The organism is Rossellomorea oryzaecorticis (genome assembly GCF_045897515.1).
GTDB classification, from domain to species: Bacteria; Bacillota; Bacilli; order Bacillales; family Bacillaceae_B; genus Rossellomorea; species Rossellomorea enclensis.
Genome location: NZ_JBJOSA010000010.1, coordinates 57405 through 78049 on the forward strand (window position 1 = coordinate 57405; position 20645 = coordinate 78049).

Sequence of the window (20645 nt, forward strand, 5' to 3'; positions counted from 1 at the left end):
CGTAATAGTAGAACGCATCGTTTTGCTATATAATGGGTATTGGATAATTAGACTTTTAGACGACTTATACTGGATGTGAAATTGTGAGGACATTTATACGCTATATGCTCATTGCGGCCGGTATCTACGCTGCTGCCCTTCTTTACCACTTTCGGCTCGGGGCCATCCCGTTCCTTCTGCTCTCCTTCTACTTTTTCTATGAAGCATACAAGGTGATCAGATATGATGTGAAGCGGGAAAGGGAAGAGGAAAGCAGCCTTCTGAATTCACAAAAATAAAAAATTGATAGAAATGCCAGATAAAGATAGCATAAAGTCTCTTCAATTGTTTATAATGGGTAATATGCTTAAAATGATAATGGCAGGATTGTGCCATTTTTTATCGAATGCTTTAACGGCTCTCCAAGCAGAGTGTGAAATAGAGAAAGGAAGTGCGTAACGTGAGTCTAAAACAGTTATCGAAGGAAGAATTGCGCCAAACATCTTTTATTGAATTGGCACACGAAATCATGACGGACAAGAAGCAGGCTGTGACGTTCCAGGAAGTCCTGAACGAAATTAAGAGTTTACTTGAAATCTCTGAATCAGAGGTTAAAAGCCGCATGGTTCAATTTTATACTGACCTTAACATCGACGGCCGTTTCATTGCGCTCGGCGAAAACCGCTGGGGGCTCCGCGAATGGTATCCGGTAGATCAAATTGAAGAGGAAACCGCCCCTACGATGAAATCTACCAAAAAGAAAAAGGCGAAGAAGAAAGTCGAAGAAGACCTTGATCTTGACGAGTTCGATGATCTTGATGATGAGGATCTCGATGAAGATCTGGATTATGACGATCTTGATGACACGGAAGATGATGAAGATCTGACGGAAGATGACGATGATGAGGACATCGATGAAGATCTGGATGTCGATGACGATGAAGAAGAGTTGGAAATCGATAAGTTCGACGAACTAGATGATGAAGACGACGAAGAAGAAGAAACGGATGATGAAGAAGAGGACGAAAATCTTTAATTTTTCAGTGAATTAGGAAGATTTAACCCACCCTATTCTATGCTTGACTTCTTTCTTTGAGGAATGTAGTATTTTATTTGGGCTCCTTAAAAAAGGACGGATAGAGTATTCAAACGCTCCCCTTGCCATTCGGCGAGTGGGGCGTTTTTATTTTTTACGGGCCGGAACCTGCACGGGATGCAGTCCGGCCGGGACTTCTCTTCCCCCTACAACTCACATTCATTTAGAAATAAGAGGCTGTCTTTTAGCAGATTTTTGGCCATGAAGTTTTTTAGAAGGAATGGACTTCTCCTTCTTTGAACAAGATAACTTCATGACAAGGATACATAGGAGACACCCTCTACTTTTTTTGAACCAAATCATATTAAAAGGGGGACATATACATGACTAAGTATATATTCGTAACAGGCGGCGTTGTGTCGTCACTTGGAAAAGGGATCACAGCAGCGTCCCTTGGAAGACTATTAAAAAACCGCGGGGTTTCGGTGACAATCCAGAAATTCGATCCGTACATCAACGTGGACCCGGGAACGATGAGCCCGTATCAGCACGGTGAAGTATTCGTGACGGATGACGGTGCGGAAACGGATCTTGACTTAGGCCATTATGAGCGTTTCGTCGACATCAACCTGACAAAATACAGCTCCGTGACGACTGGAAAAATCTATTCCACGGTTTTGAAAAAAGAGCGCCGCGGAGACTATCTTGGCGGAACGGTCCAGGTCATCCCGCATATCACAAATGAAATCAAGGAACGCGTCTACCGCGCTGGCCGTGAAACAAATTCGGATGTTGTCATCACAGAAATCGGCGGAACGGTAGGGGACATCGAATCTCTTCCATTCCTTGAAGCGATCCGTCAGATCAAAAGTGATGTAGGCCGCGACAATGTGATGTACATCCACTGTACATTGGTGCCTTACATCAAAGCTGCCGGCGAAATGAAAACAAAGCCGACCCAGCACAGTGTCAAAGAGCTTCGCAGCCTCGGGATTCAGCCGAATGTCATCGTCGTACGTACAGAAATGCCGATGACGCAGGATATGAAAGATAAAATCGCGCTGTTCTGCGATATCGATAAAAATGCCGTCATCGAAGCAATGGATGCGGACACTCTTTACTCGATTCCGCTGTCCCTTCAGGATCAAAAGCTTGATGAGATCACTTGCCAGCACCTGAAATTGAACTGCCGTGAAGCCGATATGACCGAGTGGAACGAACTCGTTTCCCGCGTGACGAACCTGTCCCGCAAAACGAAGATCGCCCTCGTCGGAAAATATGTCGAGCTTCAGGATGCGTACATCTCAGTGGTGGAAGCCCTTCGTCATGCCGGCTATCAATTCGACAGCGACATCGAAGTGAAGTGGCTGAACTCAGAACTGGTAGATGCAGAGAATGTTGCCGAAAAACTTGGCGACGTTGACGGGATCCTTGTGCCTGGCGGCTTCGGTGACCGCGGAGTCGAAGGTAAAATCGCGGCGACTCAATATGCGCGTGAAAACAAGGTGCCTTTCCTTGGAATCTGCCTCGGCATGCAGCTTGCATCCGTTGAATATGCACGCAACGTGCTTGGACTTGACGGTGCTCACTCCGCTGAATTGAATCCTGACACGCCGTACCCGGTCATCGATCTGCTTCCTGAACAAAAGGACATCGAAGATCTTGGCGGAACCCTTCGCCTCGGTTTATATCCATGTAAACTGACGAAAGGTTCAAAAGCATACGAAGCGTATGACGGCGAAGTGGTATACGAGCGTCACCGTCACCGCTTCGAATTCAACAATCACTACCGTGAGCAAATGGAAGATGCAGGCTTCATCTTCTCCGGTACAAGCCCTGACGGACGCCTTGTGGAGATCATCGAACTCGAAGATCACCCATGGTTCGTGGCATCCCAATTCCACCCGGAATTCACATCACGCCCGACACGTCCGCAGCCGCTGTTCCGCGACTTTGTTGAAGCAAGTCTTGCGTTTGGTGAGAAGTAATATTTAGATTTAGGGCCGCTCTCCTGGTTTGGGGGGCGGTTTTTTTGTGTGTTGGTGAATACGGCGAGGGGAGCTATACATGAGTGTAAAGGTTTGTTGAGGAGGGTGTGTCGAATATTGTCGTTAAATCAGTAGTTCGCCCTTATATTTAATATTGCGCCCTTAAAATCGAGATTTCGCCCTTAAGATGATTATATCGCCCATATAAATGTTTAATTCGCCCATAAAAAATGAGTGAACCCTTTTACCAGCTATAGGACTGCCGGTATTCCTCCTATCACCGTGTGGGGAATTTGACAGTTCGAGCATAATGAGGGAGTTTTCGAGCGCAAATAACCGGATTCCGAGCACAAAGGGACTGTGTTCGAGCACAAATAACCGGATTTCGAGCTAAAACTGAAATCTTGAACTAAAAGAAGCCCGTCCTTCAATGCGTTAAAGCATCGCGGGACGGGCTTTCAACTATTGGCTTTCAACTATTATTCATATTCCTCAAGCATCTCCCGGATCACAAACCCCAGCGCAAAATAAATATAGAGCGCGGCCATGCTCGTCGGCATGCACACCCGCTCGCCGATTTCCTCGCCTGGAAGCATCCCTTTAATCACTTTGGTATCGAGGTGAAGGTCGGCAAGTCCGGCAAGTCCTTCATCCTCCGCGACAAGACCAGATATTCCCACGAACGGCACTCCCTCATCCTCCAGACCGCGCGCAAATCGAACCGCTTCCTCATCCGATGACAAACGGGTCACTACAAGGACACGGTCCGCATCCGTCAGCATGGTCGACTCCTCATATTTTTTAACAGAAGGGAGGCGTTCAGCACCATAGAGTGCTTCTACCGTCACCGCTTCCATCTCACCGAATGCCTTGATATAAATCGAACCTTCCCCGACAGCCGCCTGAGCTAAAAGCCTCGCCGCATCCTCGATTTCAAACTCCTGCTTTTCAGATATACGTTTAAACAGACCCGATAACTGGGTCGTGAACATTTTGATCATCTTTCCACTCCTCCATTTGTCGAACATTAGCCTTCGACAATCTTTGCTGTATCGCTTATTATAAAGGAAAATGGACGCAAGTAAAATAATGGAGGATAAGCAGGAATTTTCACCGGAAAAAGAGAAGTACTAGAAGTGGGAAATGAGTAGATACGTTAAAGTAAATGTAAACCTGATTTGAAGTGCTGCATCGGTTGATTTCCTTGCAAGCGCCCTGCGTAAAGCGGAGGCTTGCACGGGAATCAAAGAGGAGTATGACAGGGAAACAAGGCAACAGACCGTCAAAATCGGTTGGTTTTTATGTTCTTAAGCAAAAATCAGATTCTAATTAAAAAGGGGATAAGCCATATGAATGAAAAGATTCTTATTGTAGATGATCAGTTCGGTATTCGAATTCTATTAAACGAAGTCCTGCAAAAGGAAGGCTATCAAACCTTCCAGGCGGCGAATGGCGTTCAGGCACTTGAAATCGCTGATAAGCATTCCCCTGATCTTGTCCTTCTGGATATGAAGATTCCCGGCATGGACGGAATCGAAATCCTGAAGCGCATGAAGAAGAAGAACCAGGATATCCGCGTCATCATCATGACCGCCTACGGGGAGCTGGATATGATCCAGGAAGCGAAGGATCTGGGTGCGTTGACGCATTTCGCGAAGCCGTTCGATATCGATGACATCAGACAGGCAGTAAGGCAGTACATTCCGGTTTGACCCAGAATTTAGAATAGTGAAAATAGTAGTATTTTTTACAATTGGCCTCATCAGTTGGTAAAATCATTTATGTTTTGGTATGATACAAGTGAAATTGTTAACAATGTTAATCAGTGTGAACACACTTTCCATTATCCTTACCAAAATGGCGCACTGACTGAATAAAAGGAGGAAAATCAATGCCTTTAGTTTCAATGAAAGACATGCTTATCCAAGCAAAAGAAAACAGCTATGCTGTTGGTCAATTCAACTTGAACAACCTTGAGTTCACTCAAGCAATCCTTCAAGCTGCTGAAGAAGAGAAATCACCTGTCATCCTTGGTGTCTCTGAAGGTGCAGCCCGTTACATGAGCGGTTTCAAAACAGTTGTAAAAATGGTGGAAGGTCTTATGGAAGACTTGAACATCACAGTACCTGTTGCGATCCACCTTGACCACGGTTCAAGCTATGATAAATGTAAAGAAGCAATCGATGCTGGTTTCACATCAGTCATGATTGACGCTTCTCACGGTCCTTTTGAAGAGAACATCGAAATCACTTCAAAAGTGGTTGAATATGCTCACTCTAAAGGTGTTTCTGTTGAAGCCGAGCTTGGTACTGTCGGCGGACAGGAAGATGACGTTGTTGCTGACGGCGTAATCTATGCTGACCCTAAAGAGTGCCAGGAATTGGTTGAACGCACTGGAATCGACACACTTGCTCCTGCACTTGGTTCAGTACACGGTCCTTACAAAGGCGAACCAAACCTTGGATTCAAAGAAATGGAAGAAATCGGAGCTGCTACAGGAGTACCACTAGTACTTCACGGCGGTACTGGTATCCCGACAAAAGATATCCAAAAAGCGATTTCTTACGGAACAGCTAAAATCAACGTAAATACTGAAAACCAAATCGCTTCTGCTAAAAAAGTACGCGAAGTACTTGCTGCAGATTCTGAAGTATACGATCCACGTAAATACATGGGTCCTGCACGTGAAGCAATCAAAGCGACTGTTATCGGTAAAATGCGTGAATTCGGTTCTTCTAACCAAGCGTAAGCGGATAGAGGTAATGTCTGGAAAGTGACTGGAAACAGATTAGATCTTTTCAGGCGTGGTAGAAAAAGAATGAAGCAGTTGGAGAGGACTGGCACCAGGGAAGGTATTGCCTTTTTGGGTCAGTCCTCTCCGTTCATTATAAAAAGATTGAAAATTTTGTCGAAAAGGGGTAGGAGACTTGAAATTTTTCATCGATACAGCAAACATGGACGAAATCAGAGAAGCCTATGAATGGGGAATCGTGTCAGGAGTGACGACAAATCCTTCACTTGTGGCAAAAGAAAAAGGCGTCACATTCGAAGACCGCCTGAAGGAAATCACGGAGCTCGTTCCGGGATCGGTCAGTGCAGAAGTCATCGCGACAGACGCGGAAGGCATGATCAAAGAAGGGCGCGAGCTTGCTAAAATCGCTCCGAATATCACAATCAAGCTTCCGATGACTCCGGACGGCTTGACTGCTGCATCCACTTTTTCAAAAGAAGGGATCAAAACCAATGTCACGCTGATCTTCAGTGCGAATCAGGCGCTGCTTGCAGCACGTGCCGGTGCGACTTATGTGTCACCTTTCCTTGGAAGACTGGATGACATCGGACATGACGGTCTTGAGCTCGTTTCAAAGATCGCTGAAATCTTCGCGATCCACGGTCTTGAAACGGAAATCATCGCCGCATCGACACGCCACCCGCAGCATATCACCGAAGCTGCACTGAGAGGCGCGCATATTGCGACCGTCCCTCTTAAAGTATTGAAGCAGTTATTCAATCATCCCCTTACGGATAAAGGGATCGAAGCATTCCTAAATGATTGGAATAACCGATAAACACAGGTCAAATGGACCAGTGAGAATAATATCGAAAATCCTATACATGTTTTGACGAAATATGTATAAACTAGTAGACAATAACACTTCTTAGATCGTCTTCATATGGAAAAATAATCCTTTTTGTCCGGTTGCTGGTTTGAACCAGCCACCGGGACAGTGGAAGGGAGATAAAAATGGAAAAGCTTAAGATTGCAGGTGGATATCCACTTGAAGGTACCATTAAAGTCAGTGGTGCAAAAAATAGCGCAGTCGCATTGATCCCGGCAACGATCCTTGCCGACTCGCCGGTAACGATCGAAGGACTGCCTGATATATCAGACGTCCGTACACTGCAGGATTTGCTTGAAGAAATCGGCGGAACGGTCAGTTTCGAAGATGGAGAAATGAGTGTGGACCCAAGCACAATGGTATCCATGCCGCTTCCTAGCGGAAAAGTGAAAAAGCTCCGCGCATCCTACTATCTGATGGGTGCGATGCTCGGCCGCTTCAAGAAAGCCGTCATCGGCCTTCCTGGCGGTTGTCATCTCGGCCCTCGTCCGATTGATCAGCATATCAAAGGATTCGAAGCACTTGGTGCCGAAGTGACGAATGAACAGGGTGCGATCTATCTTCGTGCCGATGAACTGAAGGGCGCGCGTATTTATCTTGATGTCGTCAGTGTAGGCGCTACCATCAACATCATGCTTGCCGCCGTCCGTGCCAAAGGACGTACGATCATCGAGAATGCGGCGAAAGAGCCTGAAATCATTGATGTTGCGACACTTCTCAGCAATATGGGAGCGAAGATCAAAGGAGCCGGAACGGACGTGATCCGCATCGATGGAGTCGACGAACTTCACGGCTGCAGGCACACGATCATCCCCGACCGAATCGAAGCGGGTACGTTTATGATCCTTGCGGCGGCTGCAGGTAAAGGCGTCCTGATCGACAATGTCATTCCGTTACATATGGAATCAGTGATTGCAAAGCTCCGCGAAATGGGCGTCCCTGTGGAAGCGAATGATGACCAGATCTTTATCGGAAAAGCGGACAAGCTAAAATCCGTCGATATCAAAACACTGGTTTATCCAGGCTTCCCGACCGATCTTCAGCAGCCGTTCACGGCGCTGTTGAATCGAGCGGAAGGCTCTGCTGTCGTGACCGATACGATTTATTCCGCGCGTTTCAAGCATATCGATGAACTGAGACGCATGAATGCCACGATTAAAGTGGAAGGGCGTTCAGCCATCATCAACGGGCCTGTCCAGCTTCAGGGAGCGAAAGTGAAAGCAAGCGACCTCCGTGCAGGAGCGGCCCTTGTGATCGCCGGCCTGATGGCAGAGGGAGTCACCGAAGTCACCGGCCTTGAGCACATCGACCGCGGATACAGCGATTTGGTCGAGAAGCTTGAAGGACTCGGTGCGACAATCTGGCGTGAAAAAATGACGGCGGAAGAACTGGAACAATTAAAATCATAATCATGATTTGAAATAATTCTCAGCATTGAGAAGGATTGGAACCGCTTTTTTTGAAAAAATGTCTTTCTGAACCGATTAATGTGTTACAATAAATCTGTTAATATGTTATACAATTTAAATTTATTGTAGATAATGTTCCTTTCCATACGCTGCGGGCACGCATGAGATTGGCAGTGGAAGGGACTCACACTAAAGGGAATTCGGGAGGCTGTATACATGGAAAGAAGTTTATCAATGGAACTGGTTCGTGTAACGGAAGGAGCGGCGCTTGCATCAGCGAGATGGATGGGCCGCGGCAAGAAGGATGAAGCGGATGATGCCGCTACTTCTGCCATGAGAGACGTTTTCGATACTGTACCGATGAAAGGGACTGTCGTGATCGGTGAAGGGGAAATGGACGAGGCACCGATGCTCTATATCGGCGAAAAGCTCGGCACGGGCTACGGCCCGCGCGTCGACGTGGCGGTGGATCCCCTTGAAGGGACGAATATCGTTGCATCCGGCGGCTGGAACGCGCTCGCGGTCCTCGCGGTTGCCGATCACGGGAACCTGTTGAACGCACCGGATATGTATATGGATAAAATTGCGGTTGGACCGGAAGCTGTCGGCAAAATCGACATCAATGCTTCCGTGATCGATAACCTGAAAGCAGTGGCCAAGGCGAAGAACAAGGATATTGAAGACGTCGTGGCTACGGTGCTGAACCGTGAGCGCCACGAGCACATCATCCAGCAGCTCCGGGAAGCGGGTGCCCGCATCAAGCTGATCAATGACGGAGATGTTGCCGGTGCGATGAACACAGCATTCGACCACACGGGAGTCGATATCTTATTCGGATCCGGCGGTGCCCCTGAAGGTGTCCTTGCCGCAGTGGCCCTTAAGTGCCTTGGCGGGGAGATCCAAGGGAAACTTCTCCCTCAGAACGATGCCGAGCTTCAGCGCTGCATCAGCATGGGGCTTGATGTAGACAAAGTACTGCGCATGGAGGACCTCGTTTGCGGAGACGACGCCATCTTCGCCGCAACCGGCGTAACCGACGGCGAACTCCTGAGAGGCGTTCAGCTGAAAGGCACACACGGACTCACACACTCCATCGTCATGCGTGCCAAATCCGGAACCGTCCGCTTCATCGACGGCCGCCACAGCCTTCAGAAAAAGCCGAACTTGGTTATTAGATAAAGTAGTAAGTTTTGGTGGGGAAGTGCTGCATTCTGAGCGTAACTTTGAATGATACTTTCCAGCGGTTGATTGGAGTGGAAGACGCAGACTCCTATCCGAAAAGTGGAGGGGCTTTGCTCAGAGGCGTGTGGCATAAGTCGAATCGGCCACGAAGGCGTTCTTTGCCTTCTTGGTCGGTTTGGCTTATGACATGTGCCTCTAAGCCCTGCAGCTGGACAGCTTCCTCTCAAAGTTTGTAGAGGCTCACGGGCTACCCGCGGAAAGCGAAGTCTTCCACGGAAATCATTAGCGGCATTACAGCACCATACAAAAATAAAAGAGAAATCTTCAAAAAGATAGAGGGGAAGGTTCAGCCTTCCTCCTCACCATCTTATCACCCACACCTACCCTTCAAAGGTGACGCTGCCTTCAATATTTTCTCAAACACAAAACAATTCACCGAAAAAGCAAAAAGTCATGAACAGTTATCAACAGATGAAAAGGGTACCTTGCGCTTTTTCAGTAAGTATGGTTAAAATAGATAAGGTTTTTTCTTCAGCATTCTCTTTTAAATGCTTCAACTATATTTCTTCATTTTATTTACAGGGTCATTTTACATAGATTGTTTTGTCCTCACGAAGGGTAAACAAAGCAACATGCAAATCCCCTAAACTCAATTCACTTAATCAAAGCAGCAATCAAACTAATAAAGCGTGGTGTCATAATGGAAGAGTTAACAATCTCCAGCTTAGAGAACATGAAGCTGAAAGAGCTTTATGAGCTGGCTAAACGATACAAAGTTTCTTATTATAGTAAATTAACAAAAAAAGAATTGATCTTCGCGATCCTGAAAGTAAGAGCGGAGCAGGAAGGCTTCTTCTTCATGGAAGGTGTCCTTGAAATCATCCAATCTGAAGGATTCGGATTCCTGCGCCCAATCAATTATTCCCCAAGCTCTGAGGATATCTATATCTCTGCGTCGCAGATCCGCCGCTTCGACCTTCGTAACGGGGACAAAGTATCCGGTAAGGTACGCCCTCCGAAAGAAAACGAACGTTACTTCGGACTTCTGCATGTGGAAATGGTCAACGGCGAAGAGCCTGAAGCAGCGAAGGAACGCGTTCACTTCCCTGCCCTGACGCCTTTATATCCTGACCGTCAAATCACATTGGAAACAACACCGAACAGGATTTCAACGCGGATCATGGATCTCATGGCACCCGTCGGTTTCGGCCAGCGCGGTCTGATCGTGGCACCGCCTAAAGCCGGTAAGACGATGCTTTTAAAAGAGATTGCGAATTCGATCACGACGAATAATCCTGAAGCGGAATTGATCATCCTCCTGATTGATGAACGTCCTGAAGAAGTGACCGACATCGAACGTTCAGTGGATGCGGAAGTCGTTTCTTCTACATTTGACGAAGTTCCTGAAAACCACATCAAAGTGGCAGAGCTTGTCCTAGAACGTGCGATGCGCCTTGTGGAGCACAAGCGTGACGTCGTCATCCTGATGGACAGCATCACCCGTCTGGCGCGTGCATACAATCTTGTCATCCCGCCAAGCGGACGTACATTGTCCGGCGGTATCGACCCGGCTGCATTCCACCGTCCGAAGCGATTCTTCGGTGCGGCTCGTAATATCGAGGAAGGCGGAAGCTTGACGGTACTTGCTACGGCACTGGTTGACACCGGTTCACGTATGGATGACGTCATCTATGAAGAATTCAAGGGGACGGGTAACATGGAACTTCACCTTGACCGTTCGCTTGCCGAACGCCGTATCTTCCCGGCCATCGACATCCGCCGCTCAGGTACGCGTAAAGAAGAACTTCTTATCCCGCAGGAGCATCTGGATAAATTGTGGGCGATCAGAAAGGCGATGTCCGATCAGCCTGATTTCGCAGAAAAACTTATGCGCAAGCTGAAGCAGTCGAAGACGAATCACGAGTTTTTCGAAGTGTTGACAGAAGAAGCCAAGAAGCGTTAATCTATTGTTCGGGACGATTTTAAAGCCTGGCGTTTTCCAATTTATTAGGTTGCAAAAACGGCATGTCCTTGTTATAATATAATCAATGTGTTTTTAAAAATGGATGCGGTAAGGGGCTGGCTATTACTACCATGCTTATGCTCATATCGCATATATCTTCGTAATAAATTACTCTGTTTCAGATGATTCAGGGCGGAAGGAGATGAAAGTAATGAAATCAGGAATTCATCCTAAGTACAACACAATCAAAGTTAGTTGTGCATGCGGTAACGAATTTGAAACTGGTTCTGTAGCAGAAGAAATGCGCGTTGAGGTATGTTCTGAATGCCATCCATTCTACACAGGCCGTCAGAAATTCGCTGACGCTGGTGGACGTGTTGACCGTTTCAACAAAAAATACGGTCTTAAACAAAAACAACAATAATGAAGAACCAGAAGATGAGGGACGCCAATTCCGTTTATATGCCCGGCATATAGGCGGGAAAGGCTCCCGCAGTCTTCTCTTCACTGCATAAAAACAGGCAAGGACATTCTGCTTGCCTGTTTTTTATTACGTAAAGACACAATCGAGGCGGTTTTTTTATAAGAGCTGAGCCTCTTTTTTTCTGTCAAATTCACATTCAAAGAGCATTTTTTCCGTACATAAAGGAATGCTTTATACTAATAGACAATCAGCGGCAGATGTGCTTTTTTGTCAGAATTCAGGGGTTATGTTTACTGAAAATTGAGAAAATGGACGTTGAGGAACCGCTTTTTAAATAAGATACTACTGCCTAAACTTGCCGATCTATATGATTTGGATCCAGCGGTTGATTGGAGTGCAAGACGCAGACTCCTGCGGGAAGAGTAGCTTATGTGAGACCCCGCAGGCTTGCCGAGGAGGCTCACGGGCTACCCGCGGAAAGCGAAGTCTTGCACGGAAATCAAAAGCGGTGTTAGCAGGATTTTTAAAATGAGGGGTTAGAAAGGAGAGGCGCTTTCGTGTATGTCATGAAGCAAACCGGTTGGGTGGAAGTCATCTGCGGCAGCATGTTCTCTGGCAAGTCAGAAGAACTGATCCGCCGAGTAAGACGCACTCAATTCGCAAAGCAGGAAATTGCTGTGTATAAGCCAAAATTAGATAATCGCTACAGCGATGAATCGGTCGTATCCCACAATGGTACCTCGGTCATTGCAAAGGCAGTCGAGGGATCGGCAGTCATCCTTGAGGATCTGAATCCAAAGGTGGACGTCATCGCGATAGACGAAGTCCAATTTTTTGACGAGGGCATAGTCGACGTCGTACAAAAGCTTGCGAACAGCGGATACCGTGTGATCATTGCGGGACTCGATCAGGATTTCCGCGGCGAGCCATTCGGCCCGATGCCGGCGCTCATGTCCATCGCGGAACAAGTGACCAAGCTCCAGGCCGTTTGTGCCGTCTGCGGCTCCCCGGCGAGCAGGACCCAGCGCCTGATCAACGGCGAACCGGCAGGCTACGACGATCCAATCATCCTTGTCGGCGCATCCGAAGCCTACGAACCAAGATGCCGCCATCATCATGAGGTCCCAAAGGGCCTCAGCGTAACACCTGATATGGTGAAGGAATTATAATATAGTATTTGATTATAGTGAAGCCGCTATCCATTTGGGATGGCGGTTTTTCATATTTAAGGGACTAAGTAAGGCCCGTCCCGCTGTTGTTTAACGCAGTGCAGTGGTGAGGGACGGGCATTGGTATGGGTGTGCATCAGCCAAATTTCACCTTGTATAAGCACCTTCCTGAAGGAAAAAGTAACTACAGGAGGTGTTTTTGCATGATGAAAAGAATGATGCTTGCCCTGCTGTTCACGGTGATCTTTATCATCGCCACTGCTTGCGGCGTGAATCAGGAGTCCGAGTATGGTGCTCACAACGATAACGGCGGTGCGAAATTCATCGACAACCGCAAGCCTAAAATGGACAATCAGGACAATCCGCAAAACGTGGACAAAGGTAAGAGGATGAATCAAAACCCAAACCTGCCGAACCTGACGAATAATCCGAAGAATACATCGACGACAATGGGCCTATATGAAGATAAAGCAAGGGAAGTCGTAAGGGAATACTCATCTTTCAAGCCTGATGAAGTCTGGATCAACGGCGAACAAATGTGGGTCACCGCCCATACGAAAAAAGACATGAGCTCCGAACATACGGCGCAGGAAGAAGCAAAACTAAAGAAAAAACTTCAAAAAGCAATTCCCCGGTACGACGTAAATGTCAAAATTACCGAAAGATAAACAATCATATCAAGGCGAGTGGAAGATGGATTCTGCTTGCCTTTTTGTGGTTGAAAGAGCAGTGGAACTCAAATGTAGAAAATTAGCAGGTGGTTTAATGCAATTCAGTTCAGTTTTTATGATTATAGATCTAATCTAATTTTCATCGTAAAATTAGGAGCGGAATGCTTGCTCAGTTATTAGTTGATTCCAGCAGTTGATTGTAGTGGAAGACGAAGACTCCTGCGGGAAAAGCGAAGCTGGGGAGACCCCGCAGGAGCGCAGAGACGAGGAGGCTTCACGCTCGCCCGCGGAAAGCGAAGTCTTCCACGGAAATCAACTGCGGTATAAAATGTTCCTGCTTCATTTCCCGGAAATAATTTTACATAAAGCAAACGGCCTGCAATCCTCAACCTTCTTGTTTTTACCCACCCCATATAATATAATTAGACTGTTATGGATTAAAATTGAGGTGAATAGCTGTGTACGATCGTTTACAAGCAGTGGAAGATCGCTATGATAAGTTAAATGAACTACTAAGTGATCCTGAAATTGTGAATGACCCAAAGAAGCTAAGAGAATATTCAAAAGAGCAGTCAGATATCCAGGCGACGGTGGAAGCATACCGCGAATATAAAGACATCAGCCAGCAGTTCAAAGACGCAAAAGCGATGCTGGATGAAAAGATGGATGCTGACATGCGTGAAATGGTTAAAGAAGAAGTATCCGAGCTTGAAGAGCAGATTCATGCACTGGAAGAGCGTTTGAAAATATTATTGATCCCGAAAGACCCTAATGACGACAAGAACGTGATCATGGAGGTCCGCGGTGCAGCCGGTGGAGACGAAGCAGCACTATTTGCAGGCGACCTGTACCGCATGTACAGCCGCTATGCCGAGTCCCAGGGCTGGAAGATCGAAGTGATGGAAGCGACATCCACGGGTGTCGGCGGTTATAAAGAGATCATCTTCATGATTACAGGTAACGGCGCTTATTCAAAAATGAAATACGAAAACGGCGCACACCGCGTGCAGCGTGTTCCTGAAACAGAGTCCGGCGGGCGTATCCATACGTCAACGGCAACGGTTGCATGTCTTCCGGAAGCGGAAGAAGTGGAAGTCGATATCCACGAAAAAGATATCCGTGTCGATACGTTTGCGTCAAGCGGACCAGGAGGACAGTCGGTTAATACGACCATGTCCGCTGTACGTCTGACTCACATGCCGACCGGCGTTGTGGTTTCCTGTCAGGATGAAAAATCCCAGATAAAGAACAAAGAGAAAGCGATGAAAGTTTTGCGTGCCCGCGTATATGATAAATTCCAACGTGAAGTTCAGGCTGAATACGATGCAAATCGTAAATCTGCCGTAGGGACGGGTGACCGTTCCGAGCGTATCCGTACGTACAACTTCCCGCAAAACCGCGTGACCGATCACCGCATCGGCCTGACGATCCAGAAGCTTGACCAGATCCTTGAAGGAAAAATGGATGAAGTCATCGATGCACTGATCATCGAAGATCAGTCCAAGCTCCTTGAAAGAATGGAAGAAGTATAAAATGAACGTGACTGTATTTGAAGCCCTGAAGTGGGCTTCTTCTTTTTTAATAGAACGTAAACGGGACGAAAACGCGGGCGAAATCTATTTGAGGCATCTGCTGGGCGTATCGCGTTCGCAATTGTTTGCCGAACAGCGGATGACGGTTCCTCAAGGTACATGGGAAGAGTTCCAGGAAGGTATCCGGCAGCATGCATCCGGTGTGCCGATTCAGCATATTATCGGGATTGAGGAGTTTTACGGCCGCGAGTTCAAGGTGAATGAGCATGTGCTGATTCCGAGGCCGGAGACAGAAGAGTTGATTTATTACGGCCTAGAGCGGATGAAGCGGCTGTTTCCACGAGGCGGGTCGCTTCGTGCTGCGGATATCGGGACCGGGAGCGGTGCGATTGCGGTGACGCTGAAGCTTGAGTGTACGGATCAGGAACTTGAAGTGATGGCTGTGGATATTTCGGAGGAAGCACTGGCTGTCGCGCAGGATAACAGCCGCCGGTTGGGGGCCGAGGTTGATTTTTACCAAGGAGATCTTCTGCAGCCTTTGGTGGATAAGGGCGTGAAGCTTGATATCATGCTATCGAATCCGCCGTACATCCCCTTAGGAGACCGTGAAACGATGTCCGAAGTGGTCGTCGACCATGAACCGCAGCTCGCTTTGTTTGGCGGGGAAGACGGCTATGACCTGTACCGGCGGTTTATGGAAGAGCTGCCTTTGGTGATGAATAACACGTTCCTGATCGGGTTCGAAGTCGGCGCCGGGCAGGGTGAGACTGTCCGGGACATGCTTCGCAGTGCGTTTCCTGACGTCGAAGCTGAAGTGGTGATTGATATTAATGGCAAGGACCGGATGGTTTTTTGCTGGCGGGATAGAAGTTGATTGAAGAGGCTCCTTTTTATATGGAAAAGGGGTCTTTTTATGTGATTTTTAATTAAAATATGACTTGGATAGTAAATGGCCGGCTTGTTTTAGTCAAAAATAGCTGCCTTAACCTTGTTTTCATAGAATAATAGATAGTAAGTTTTTTCAGAGGCCGCTTATTATCGGAATTTCCACTTTTATTATCGAAAACAAAAGATTTATTATTGAAAATGAAGAATTTATTATCAAATTTTTTTAGCTAGGATTTATATTATCGAAAAGTAGGTCAATTGATCACTTTTATTCTGTTGTAATCGGTATACTCGATTTATTTGCAAGGATTAGTAAAGTTCCTTTTTAATATTAGACCCGCTCCAGCGTTGGTTGGAGTGCAAGACGAAGACTCCTGCGGGAGAAGTGACTAATGTGAGACCCCGCAGGAGCGCAGCGACGCGGAGGCTCACGGGTCACCCGCGGAAAGCGAAGTCTTGCACGGAAACCAAAAGCGGTTTTAGCAGAACTAATTATTTTTATTTGAAAAAGTCACTTCAAACTTCCTGAAAAAATATCAATTTACTAGTTTAAGATTCCACCGCCTTGTCCAGACTATGTTACTGAGGGGAAGGTGGAGAGAAAAATGAAAACAAAACACGCGGTATTATCTTATATTCTGATTCTTACATTAGGGACAATCGTAAGTTTATATATTCCGAAACAGGAAATCACGACGGCGCAGGAGCCGATGGTCATCCCGCAGGAAGCAATCCGGCTTCGCATCCTTGCAAACAGTGACCTGGAAAAAGACCAGAACGTAAAACGTCTGGTGCGAGACGAAGTAAACAAAGAGATCACAAAATGGGTCGGTAGCCTGACATCTCAGGATGAAGCGAAAAAAGTCATCAAAGCAGGACTGCCGGAGCTTCAAACAATCGCAGAAAACGTGGTGGCGGCAGAAGGTCTTGATCAAGAAGTGCAAATTGACTTCGGCAAAGTGCAGTTCCCTACCAAACTCTATGGACAATATCTGTATCCGGCAGGTGAATACGAAGCAGTTTTGATTACACTCGGAAAAGGGGAAGGAGCCAACTGGTGGTGTGTCCTTTATCCGCCACTATGCTTCCTGGACTTTTCCACAGGCAACGCAGTAAGAAGCCCTGGATTTGAAACCACAGTCGAAGCAAGCGGTGATGTAGTCACAGAAGTAGACCCTGAAGATCAACTGGCAGCAGACCAACCAGCGGAAGAAAAAGCGACTCAAGTTGTGGAGGAGAATGCCAAGCAGGCAGAAGAAATACCTGCAGCTGCAGAAGTGGTTGAAGAATCAGTAGAAGAAGCGAAGTCCAAAGCCTCCATTGTAAAAGAAACCAAACTGATCGACAGATTCAACACACAGGAAACGCCTCAAAAAGAACAAGCGACTAATGAAAAAGTATTCGTAGAAGAAGGCGACCAAGAAGAAGTGGAAGTAAGATTCTTCGTAGTAGATTTTGTAAAAGGATTGTTTGATTGAACCGTTTGACTTCATCACTTAGATGGAGTCATTTTATTTTTATTAGATTGAAAAATTCAGCTAAGAATTAAACCATTCCAGCGGTTGATTGGAGTGGAAGATGAAGACTCCTGCGGGAGAAGTGGCCAATGTGAGACCCCGGAGGCGAAGCCGAGGAGGCTCACGGGTCACCCGCGGAAAGCGAAGTCTTCCACGGAAATCAATAGCGGTAATAAAAAGCCTGTCTCAAAATTACTGCAGCGATAGAAAAGATTTTTCTACTAAACAAACAAATCTATCAAAAAAACAGTTCTAATCTTCCCTCCCTCTCATAAAGTTAAAGTAAAGATACTAGAAAAGGGAGGAAGAAAAGATGACGAAAACAATCAGGCAGGCCACGCACGAAGATATCTATAAAGTAATCGGTTTTCTCGTAAAAGCGGGATTGAGCACAGAAGGGGTCAAGAATACGATAGACTGCTTCCTGCTTGTCGAAGACACGGAAGGGAATCTGATCGGGACACTGGGAATCGAGATGCGGGAGAGGACGGGGCTGCTTCGGTCGCTGGTCGTCACGCCTGCTTTTGACAGTGAGGAAATCTTCACCCTCTTTCAGGAGATTTTCAAACTGGCAAAAGAGAAAGACTTATCCCAGCTGTACCTAATCACAAACAGAAGAGCTTCCTTGAACTTCTTTGAAATGCTTGGTTTTCAACAGGAGCCACAGGGACATGTGGATGAACTGAAGGATTTTGTGCATGCCAAACAGTTATCCACAGTGGATAACCTGCTGACGATGAGCCTGCATCTTCAGCCGTAAGCCTGAATTTTCGACAAAATGCGGATAAGACGCAGAGATATGAATATATTCCATGAGAAGGATCATTTTCTATAAAATGGTTCTTTTTTTCATATACACATTCGACAGAAAACGTGTTGGACAGAACCCGATGTCGAAAAGTCTCTTTTTTCAGAATTATTCACACTCGTCCACAGGGTTATCCACAGGGGAGATTCGTTTATGCACGTTTTGTGGACAATACTTGAGAAAATATCGGGATTCTTTTATACTTTCAAATGGGTATGATTGTGGAACACTTGTTAATTCTGTGTTTATCCACAATTATGTGAATAGATGTATGCTTGAAATAAAAAGGTGGACGAATGATATGATAAAACGCTGGATTGTGGAAAATGATGTGGATAACAAAGAAAGTTATCCACAAATTGTGGATGCAGCCCGAATTTTGCAGCAAAATGACGTTGTGGCTTTTCCTACAGAGACGGTTTACGGGCTTGGAGCCAATGCAAAAAGTGATGAAGCCGTGGATAAAATTTTCAAGGCAAAAGGAAGGCCGTCCGATAATCCACTGATTGTCCACATTTCAAATAAAAATCAATTAAAAGAGCTGGTAGAAGAGGTTCCAGAAGCGGCAGAGAAGTTAATGACTGCCTACTGGCCAGGACCGTTGACGCTTATTTTTCAAAAAAAAGATGGCGTGCTTTCGGAAAAAGTGACGGCAGGACTTGATTCGGTCGGAATCCGGATGCCTGACCATCCCGTGGCGCTTGCCATCATTGAGGAAGCGGGCCTGCCGATTGCTGCGCCGAGTGCGAACCGTTCTGGAAAACCAAGTCCGACGACGGCTCAGCACGTCATTGAAGACCTTGAGGGACGAATCATCGGTGTTGTGGACGGCGGTGAGACGGGCGTCGGTGTGGAATCGACGGTCGTCGACTGCACAGGGGCAATTCCAGTCATCCTTCGCCCGGGGGGTGTAACGAAGGAGCAGCTTGAGGAAGTCGTCGGGGAAGTGAGTGTCGATCCTTCATTGAAAGAAGGAAAGGGTGCACCGAAATCACCGGGAATGAAATATACGCACTATGCACCGGACGCCCCTGTCTGGCTAGTAGATGGAACCCGGGAAGATGTGCAGAAACTTGTGGATGAAAAAAGAAGCGAGGGATTGAAGGCTGGAGTACTGACGACGGATGAGTTTGCGGGTGATTACCGTGCGGATGTCGTATTTTCCGTCGGCCGGAGAGATGACCTGAATACGGTCGCCCACGGACTCTACGATAAGCTGCGCGCCTTTAATAACAGTGATGTGGATATCATTTTCGCCGAGATGTTCCCTGAAGAAGGGGTCGGCCTTGCGATCATGAACCGGCTTCAGAAAGCCGCCGGATACCGGGTGATCAAGCCCTGACTAAATAAGAATCAGCAAACCCCTGTATGGCCGCATGGATGGCGGCCGTCGGGGGTTTTTATATGAAACATTTTCATTCTATTTCACTTTGGACGTGCATACATTTTTCTTGAAGGCACGTCCAGAGGAGGAAAATGGAATGACGACACTTATCGGAGAACTGATAACCTTGATGTTGATGGCATTTGCTCTTGGGATGGATGCCTTTTCGATCGGAATAGGAATGGGGATGCTGCAGCTTCGGCTGAGGCAGATTTTTTACATAGGATTGACGGTGGGGTTGTTTCACGTCGTGATGCCGCTCTTCGGCATTGTGACGGGAAAATTCCTCTCGGATACATTCGGGTCATTTGCCACTTACGCAGGGGGGATCCTCTTGATTGTTCTCGGAATTCAGATGTTCATTTCCAGTTTTAAAGAGGAGGAAACGACACTCATTTCCCCGGTTGGTTTCGGCCTCCTGCTGTTTGCACTGAGCGTCAGCCTGGACAGCTTTTCCGTCGGCCTGACACTCGGGATATTCGGTGCGAGGACGGCTGTGGCTCTCGCTTGTTTCGGAATCGCCGCCACCATCCTCACCTGGACCGGCCTCCTGATCGGAAGGAAGTTTCAAGGCGTACTCGGCACCTACAGCGAGGCGCTTGGCGGCAGCATCCTCTTCGCCTTCGGAATCAAGCTGCTGCTGCCGATATGATATCAATATTCATCCCTCGCTACCTTATGTGGTGAGGGATTTTTTTGTGTGCTAAATAAAAAATGGGGGCATGTGTGTTGTTAACCAGGTTTTTGACTTAGGCAATATGAAGCTCCGCCACATATTGAGAAAAGCATTTAATATTAGATAAGTCCAGCTATTGGTTGGAGTGCAAGACGAAGACTCCTGCGGGAAGAGTAGCTAATGTGAGACCCCGCAGGAGCGTAAGCTCTGAGGAGGCTCACGGGCTGCCCGCGGAAAGCGGAGTCTTGCACGGAAACCAATAGCGGTATTGAAAGGTAGTTTCTTTTGTCCAGCTCCAGGGCTTAGAGGCACATGGCATAAGACGGACCGGTCAAGAAGGCAAAGAACGCCTTCCCGCCCGGTCCGTCTTATGCCACCCGCCTCTGAACAAAGCCCTTC

19 protein-coding genes are annotated in these 20645 nt (G+C 47.0%); 18 read left to right on the top strand and 1 reads right to left on the bottom strand.

What is annotated here, in order from left to right; translation table 11 throughout:
* The first annotated feature begins 83 nt into the window (after positions 1–83).
* From ACKA06_RS12970 to ACKA06_RS12980, 3 genes are all read left to right on the top strand, one after another.
* On the top strand, positions 84–278 hold the full coding sequence (locus ACKA06_RS12970; RefSeq protein WP_032086951.1) for a hypothetical protein: 195 nt from the start codon (positions 84–86) through the stop codon (positions 276–278).
* A gap of 161 nt (positions 279–439) precedes the next feature.
* The gene (gene rpoE / locus ACKA06_RS12975) at positions 440–1015 is read left to right on the top strand and encodes a DNA-directed RNA polymerase subunit delta (RefSeq protein WP_411159846.1); all 576 of its coding nucleotides are present in this window, start codon (positions 440–442) and stop codon (positions 1013–1015) included.
* 383 nt (positions 1016–1398) lie between these two features.
* Positions 1399–3003 carry a CTP synthase gene (locus tag ACKA06_RS12980; RefSeq protein WP_411159847.1) on the top strand — a complete coding sequence of 535 codons (1605 nt, stop codon included), beginning with the start codon at positions 1399–1401 and terminating at the stop codon, positions 3001–3003.
* Between the two features lie 479 nt (positions 3004–3482).
* Here the strand turns inward: ACKA06_RS12980 and ACKA06_RS12985 are convergent, their stop codons facing one another.
* Positions 3483–4004 carry a DUF2529 domain-containing protein gene (locus ACKA06_RS12985; protein ID WP_411159848.1) on the bottom strand — a complete coding sequence of 174 codons (522 nt, stop codon included), beginning with the start codon at positions 4002–4004 and terminating at the stop codon, positions 3483–3485.
* 348 nt (positions 4005–4352) lie between these two features.
* On the opposite strand from ACKA06_RS12985, the gene ACKA06_RS12990 reads away from it, so the two are divergent.
* The 15 genes from ACKA06_RS12990 (at position 4353) to ACKA06_RS13060 (ending at position 20222) form a co-directional block, all read left to right on the top strand.
* Complete coding sequence (locus tag ACKA06_RS12990; protein ID WP_032086947.1) at positions 4353–4715, top strand: response regulator; 363 nt, start codon at positions 4353–4355, stop codon at positions 4713–4715.
* A gap of 179 nt (positions 4716–4894) precedes the next feature.
* The gene (gene fdaB, locus ACKA06_RS12995) at positions 4895–5752 is read left to right on the top strand and encodes a class IIb fructose-bisphosphate aldolase FdaB (RefSeq protein WP_032086946.1); all 858 of its coding nucleotides are present in this window, start codon (positions 4895–4897) and stop codon (positions 5750–5752) included.
* A 178-nt stretch (positions 5753–5930) separates the two neighbouring features.
* Positions 5931–6572 carry a fructose-6-phosphate aldolase gene (fsa, locus tag ACKA06_RS13000; RefSeq protein WP_032086945.1) on the top strand — a complete coding sequence of 214 codons (642 nt, stop codon included), beginning with the start codon at positions 5931–5933 and terminating at the stop codon, positions 6570–6572.
* 176 nt (positions 6573–6748) lie between these two features.
* Positions 6749–8032, top strand: a complete 1284-nt coding sequence (locus ACKA06_RS13005; protein ID WP_032086944.1) for a UDP-N-acetylglucosamine 1-carboxyvinyltransferase — start codon at positions 6749–6751, stop codon at positions 8030–8032.
* A 216-nt stretch (positions 8033–8248) separates the two neighbouring features.
* Positions 8249–9211 (top strand): class II fructose-bisphosphatase, encoded by a 963-nt coding sequence (gene glpX / locus ACKA06_RS13010; protein ID WP_032086943.1) that lies wholly within the window; start codon positions 8249–8251, stop codon positions 9209–9211.
* Positions 9212–9914: 703 nt separating this feature from the next.
* A complete protein-coding gene (gene rho, locus ACKA06_RS13015; protein WP_058299449.1) occupies positions 9915–11177 on the top strand; it encodes a transcription termination factor Rho in 1263 nt (420 codons plus the stop codon).
* Between the two features lie 211 nt (positions 11178–11388).
* Positions 11389–11601, top strand: coding sequence for a 50S ribosomal protein L31 (gene rpmE / locus ACKA06_RS13020; RefSeq protein ID WP_071620406.1), 213 nt, complete (start codon positions 11389–11391; stop codon positions 11599–11601).
* 557 nt (positions 11602–12158) lie between these two features.
* Positions 12159–12770: a thymidine kinase gene (locus ACKA06_RS13025; protein ID WP_058299447.1), complete on the top strand. Its 612-nt coding sequence runs from the start codon at positions 12159–12161 to the stop codon at positions 12768–12770.
* A 203-nt stretch (positions 12771–12973) separates the two neighbouring features.
* Positions 12974–13438 (top strand): hypothetical protein, encoded by a 465-nt coding sequence (locus tag ACKA06_RS13030; protein ID WP_411159849.1) that lies wholly within the window; start codon positions 12974–12976, stop codon positions 13436–13438.
* A 461-nt stretch (positions 13439–13899) separates the two neighbouring features.
* On the top strand, positions 13900–14973 hold the full coding sequence (prfA, locus tag ACKA06_RS13035; RefSeq protein ID WP_032086939.1) for a peptide chain release factor 1: 1074 nt from the start codon (positions 13900–13902) through the stop codon (positions 14971–14973).
* Position 14974: 1 nt separating this feature from the next.
* Complete coding sequence (prmC, locus tag ACKA06_RS13040; protein ID WP_232353819.1) at positions 14975–15847, top strand: peptide chain release factor N(5)-glutamine methyltransferase; 873 nt, start codon at positions 14975–14977, stop codon at positions 15845–15847.
* A 619-nt stretch (positions 15848–16466) separates the two neighbouring features.
* Positions 16467–17339, top strand: a complete 873-nt coding sequence (gene spoIIR, locus ACKA06_RS13045) for a stage II sporulation protein R (RefSeq protein ID WP_411159850.1) — start codon at positions 16467–16469, stop codon at positions 17337–17339.
* A gap of 352 nt (positions 17340–17691) precedes the next feature.
* Positions 17692–18138 carry a GNAT family N-acetyltransferase gene (locus tag ACKA06_RS13050; protein ID WP_032086936.1) on the top strand — a complete coding sequence of 149 codons (447 nt, stop codon included), beginning with the start codon at positions 17692–17694 and terminating at the stop codon, positions 18136–18138.
* 349 nt (positions 18139–18487) lie between these two features.
* Entirely contained in the window at positions 18488–19528 is a 1041-nt protein-coding gene (locus ACKA06_RS13055; RefSeq protein WP_411159851.1) for an L-threonylcarbamoyladenylate synthase, read from the top strand.
* 139 nt (positions 19529–19667) lie between these two features.
* Positions 19668–20222, top strand: a complete 555-nt coding sequence (locus ACKA06_RS13060) for a manganese efflux pump MntP (RefSeq protein ID WP_058299441.1) — start codon at positions 19668–19670, stop codon at positions 20220–20222.
* The last annotated feature ends 423 nt before the right edge of the window (positions 20223–20645 follow it).

Coding starts and splice junctions, on each gene's coding strand:
- ACKA06_RS12980 (WP_411159847.1), top strand. CDS start 1,399: ATGACTAAGTATATATTCGTAACAGGCGGCGTTGTGTCGTCACTTGGA.
- ACKA06_RS12985 (WP_411159848.1), bottom strand. CDS start 4,004: ATGATCAAAATGTTCACGACCCAGTTATCGGGTCTGTTTAAACGTATA.
- ACKA06_RS12990 (WP_032086947.1), top strand. CDS start 4,353: ATGAATGAAAAGATTCTTATTGTAGATGATCAGTTCGGTATTCGAATT.
- fdaB (WP_032086946.1), top strand. CDS start 4,895: ATGCCTTTAGTTTCAATGAAAGACATGCTTATCCAAGCAAAAGAAAAC.
- ACKA06_RS13005 (WP_032086944.1), top strand. CDS start 6,749: ATGGAAAAGCTTAAGATTGCAGGTGGATATCCACTTGAAGGTACCATT.
- glpX (WP_032086943.1), top strand. CDS start 8,249: ATGGAAAGAAGTTTATCAATGGAACTGGTTCGTGTAACGGAAGGAGCG.
- rho (WP_058299449.1), top strand. CDS start 9,915: ATGGAAGAGTTAACAATCTCCAGCTTAGAGAACATGAAGCTGAAAGAG.
- rpmE (WP_071620406.1), top strand. CDS start 11,389: ATGAAATCAGGAATTCATCCTAAGTACAACACAATCAAAGTTAGTTGT.
- ACKA06_RS13030 (WP_411159849.1), top strand. CDS start 12,974: ATGATGAAAAGAATGATGCTTGCCCTGCTGTTCACGGTGATCTTTATC.
- prmC (WP_232353819.1), top strand. CDS start 14,975: ATGAACGTGACTGTATTTGAAGCCCTGAAGTGGGCTTCTTCTTTTTTA.
- spoIIR (WP_411159850.1), top strand. CDS start 16,467: ATGAAAACAAAACACGCGGTATTATCTTATATTCTGATTCTTACATTA.
- ACKA06_RS13050 (WP_032086936.1), top strand. CDS start 17,692: ATGACGAAAACAATCAGGCAGGCCACGCACGAAGATATCTATAAAGTA.
- ACKA06_RS13055 (WP_411159851.1), top strand. CDS start 18,488: ATGATAAAACGCTGGATTGTGGAAAATGATGTGGATAACAAAGAAAGT.
- ACKA06_RS13060 (WP_058299441.1), top strand. CDS start 19,668: ATGACGACACTTATCGGAGAACTGATAACCTTGATGTTGATGGCATTT.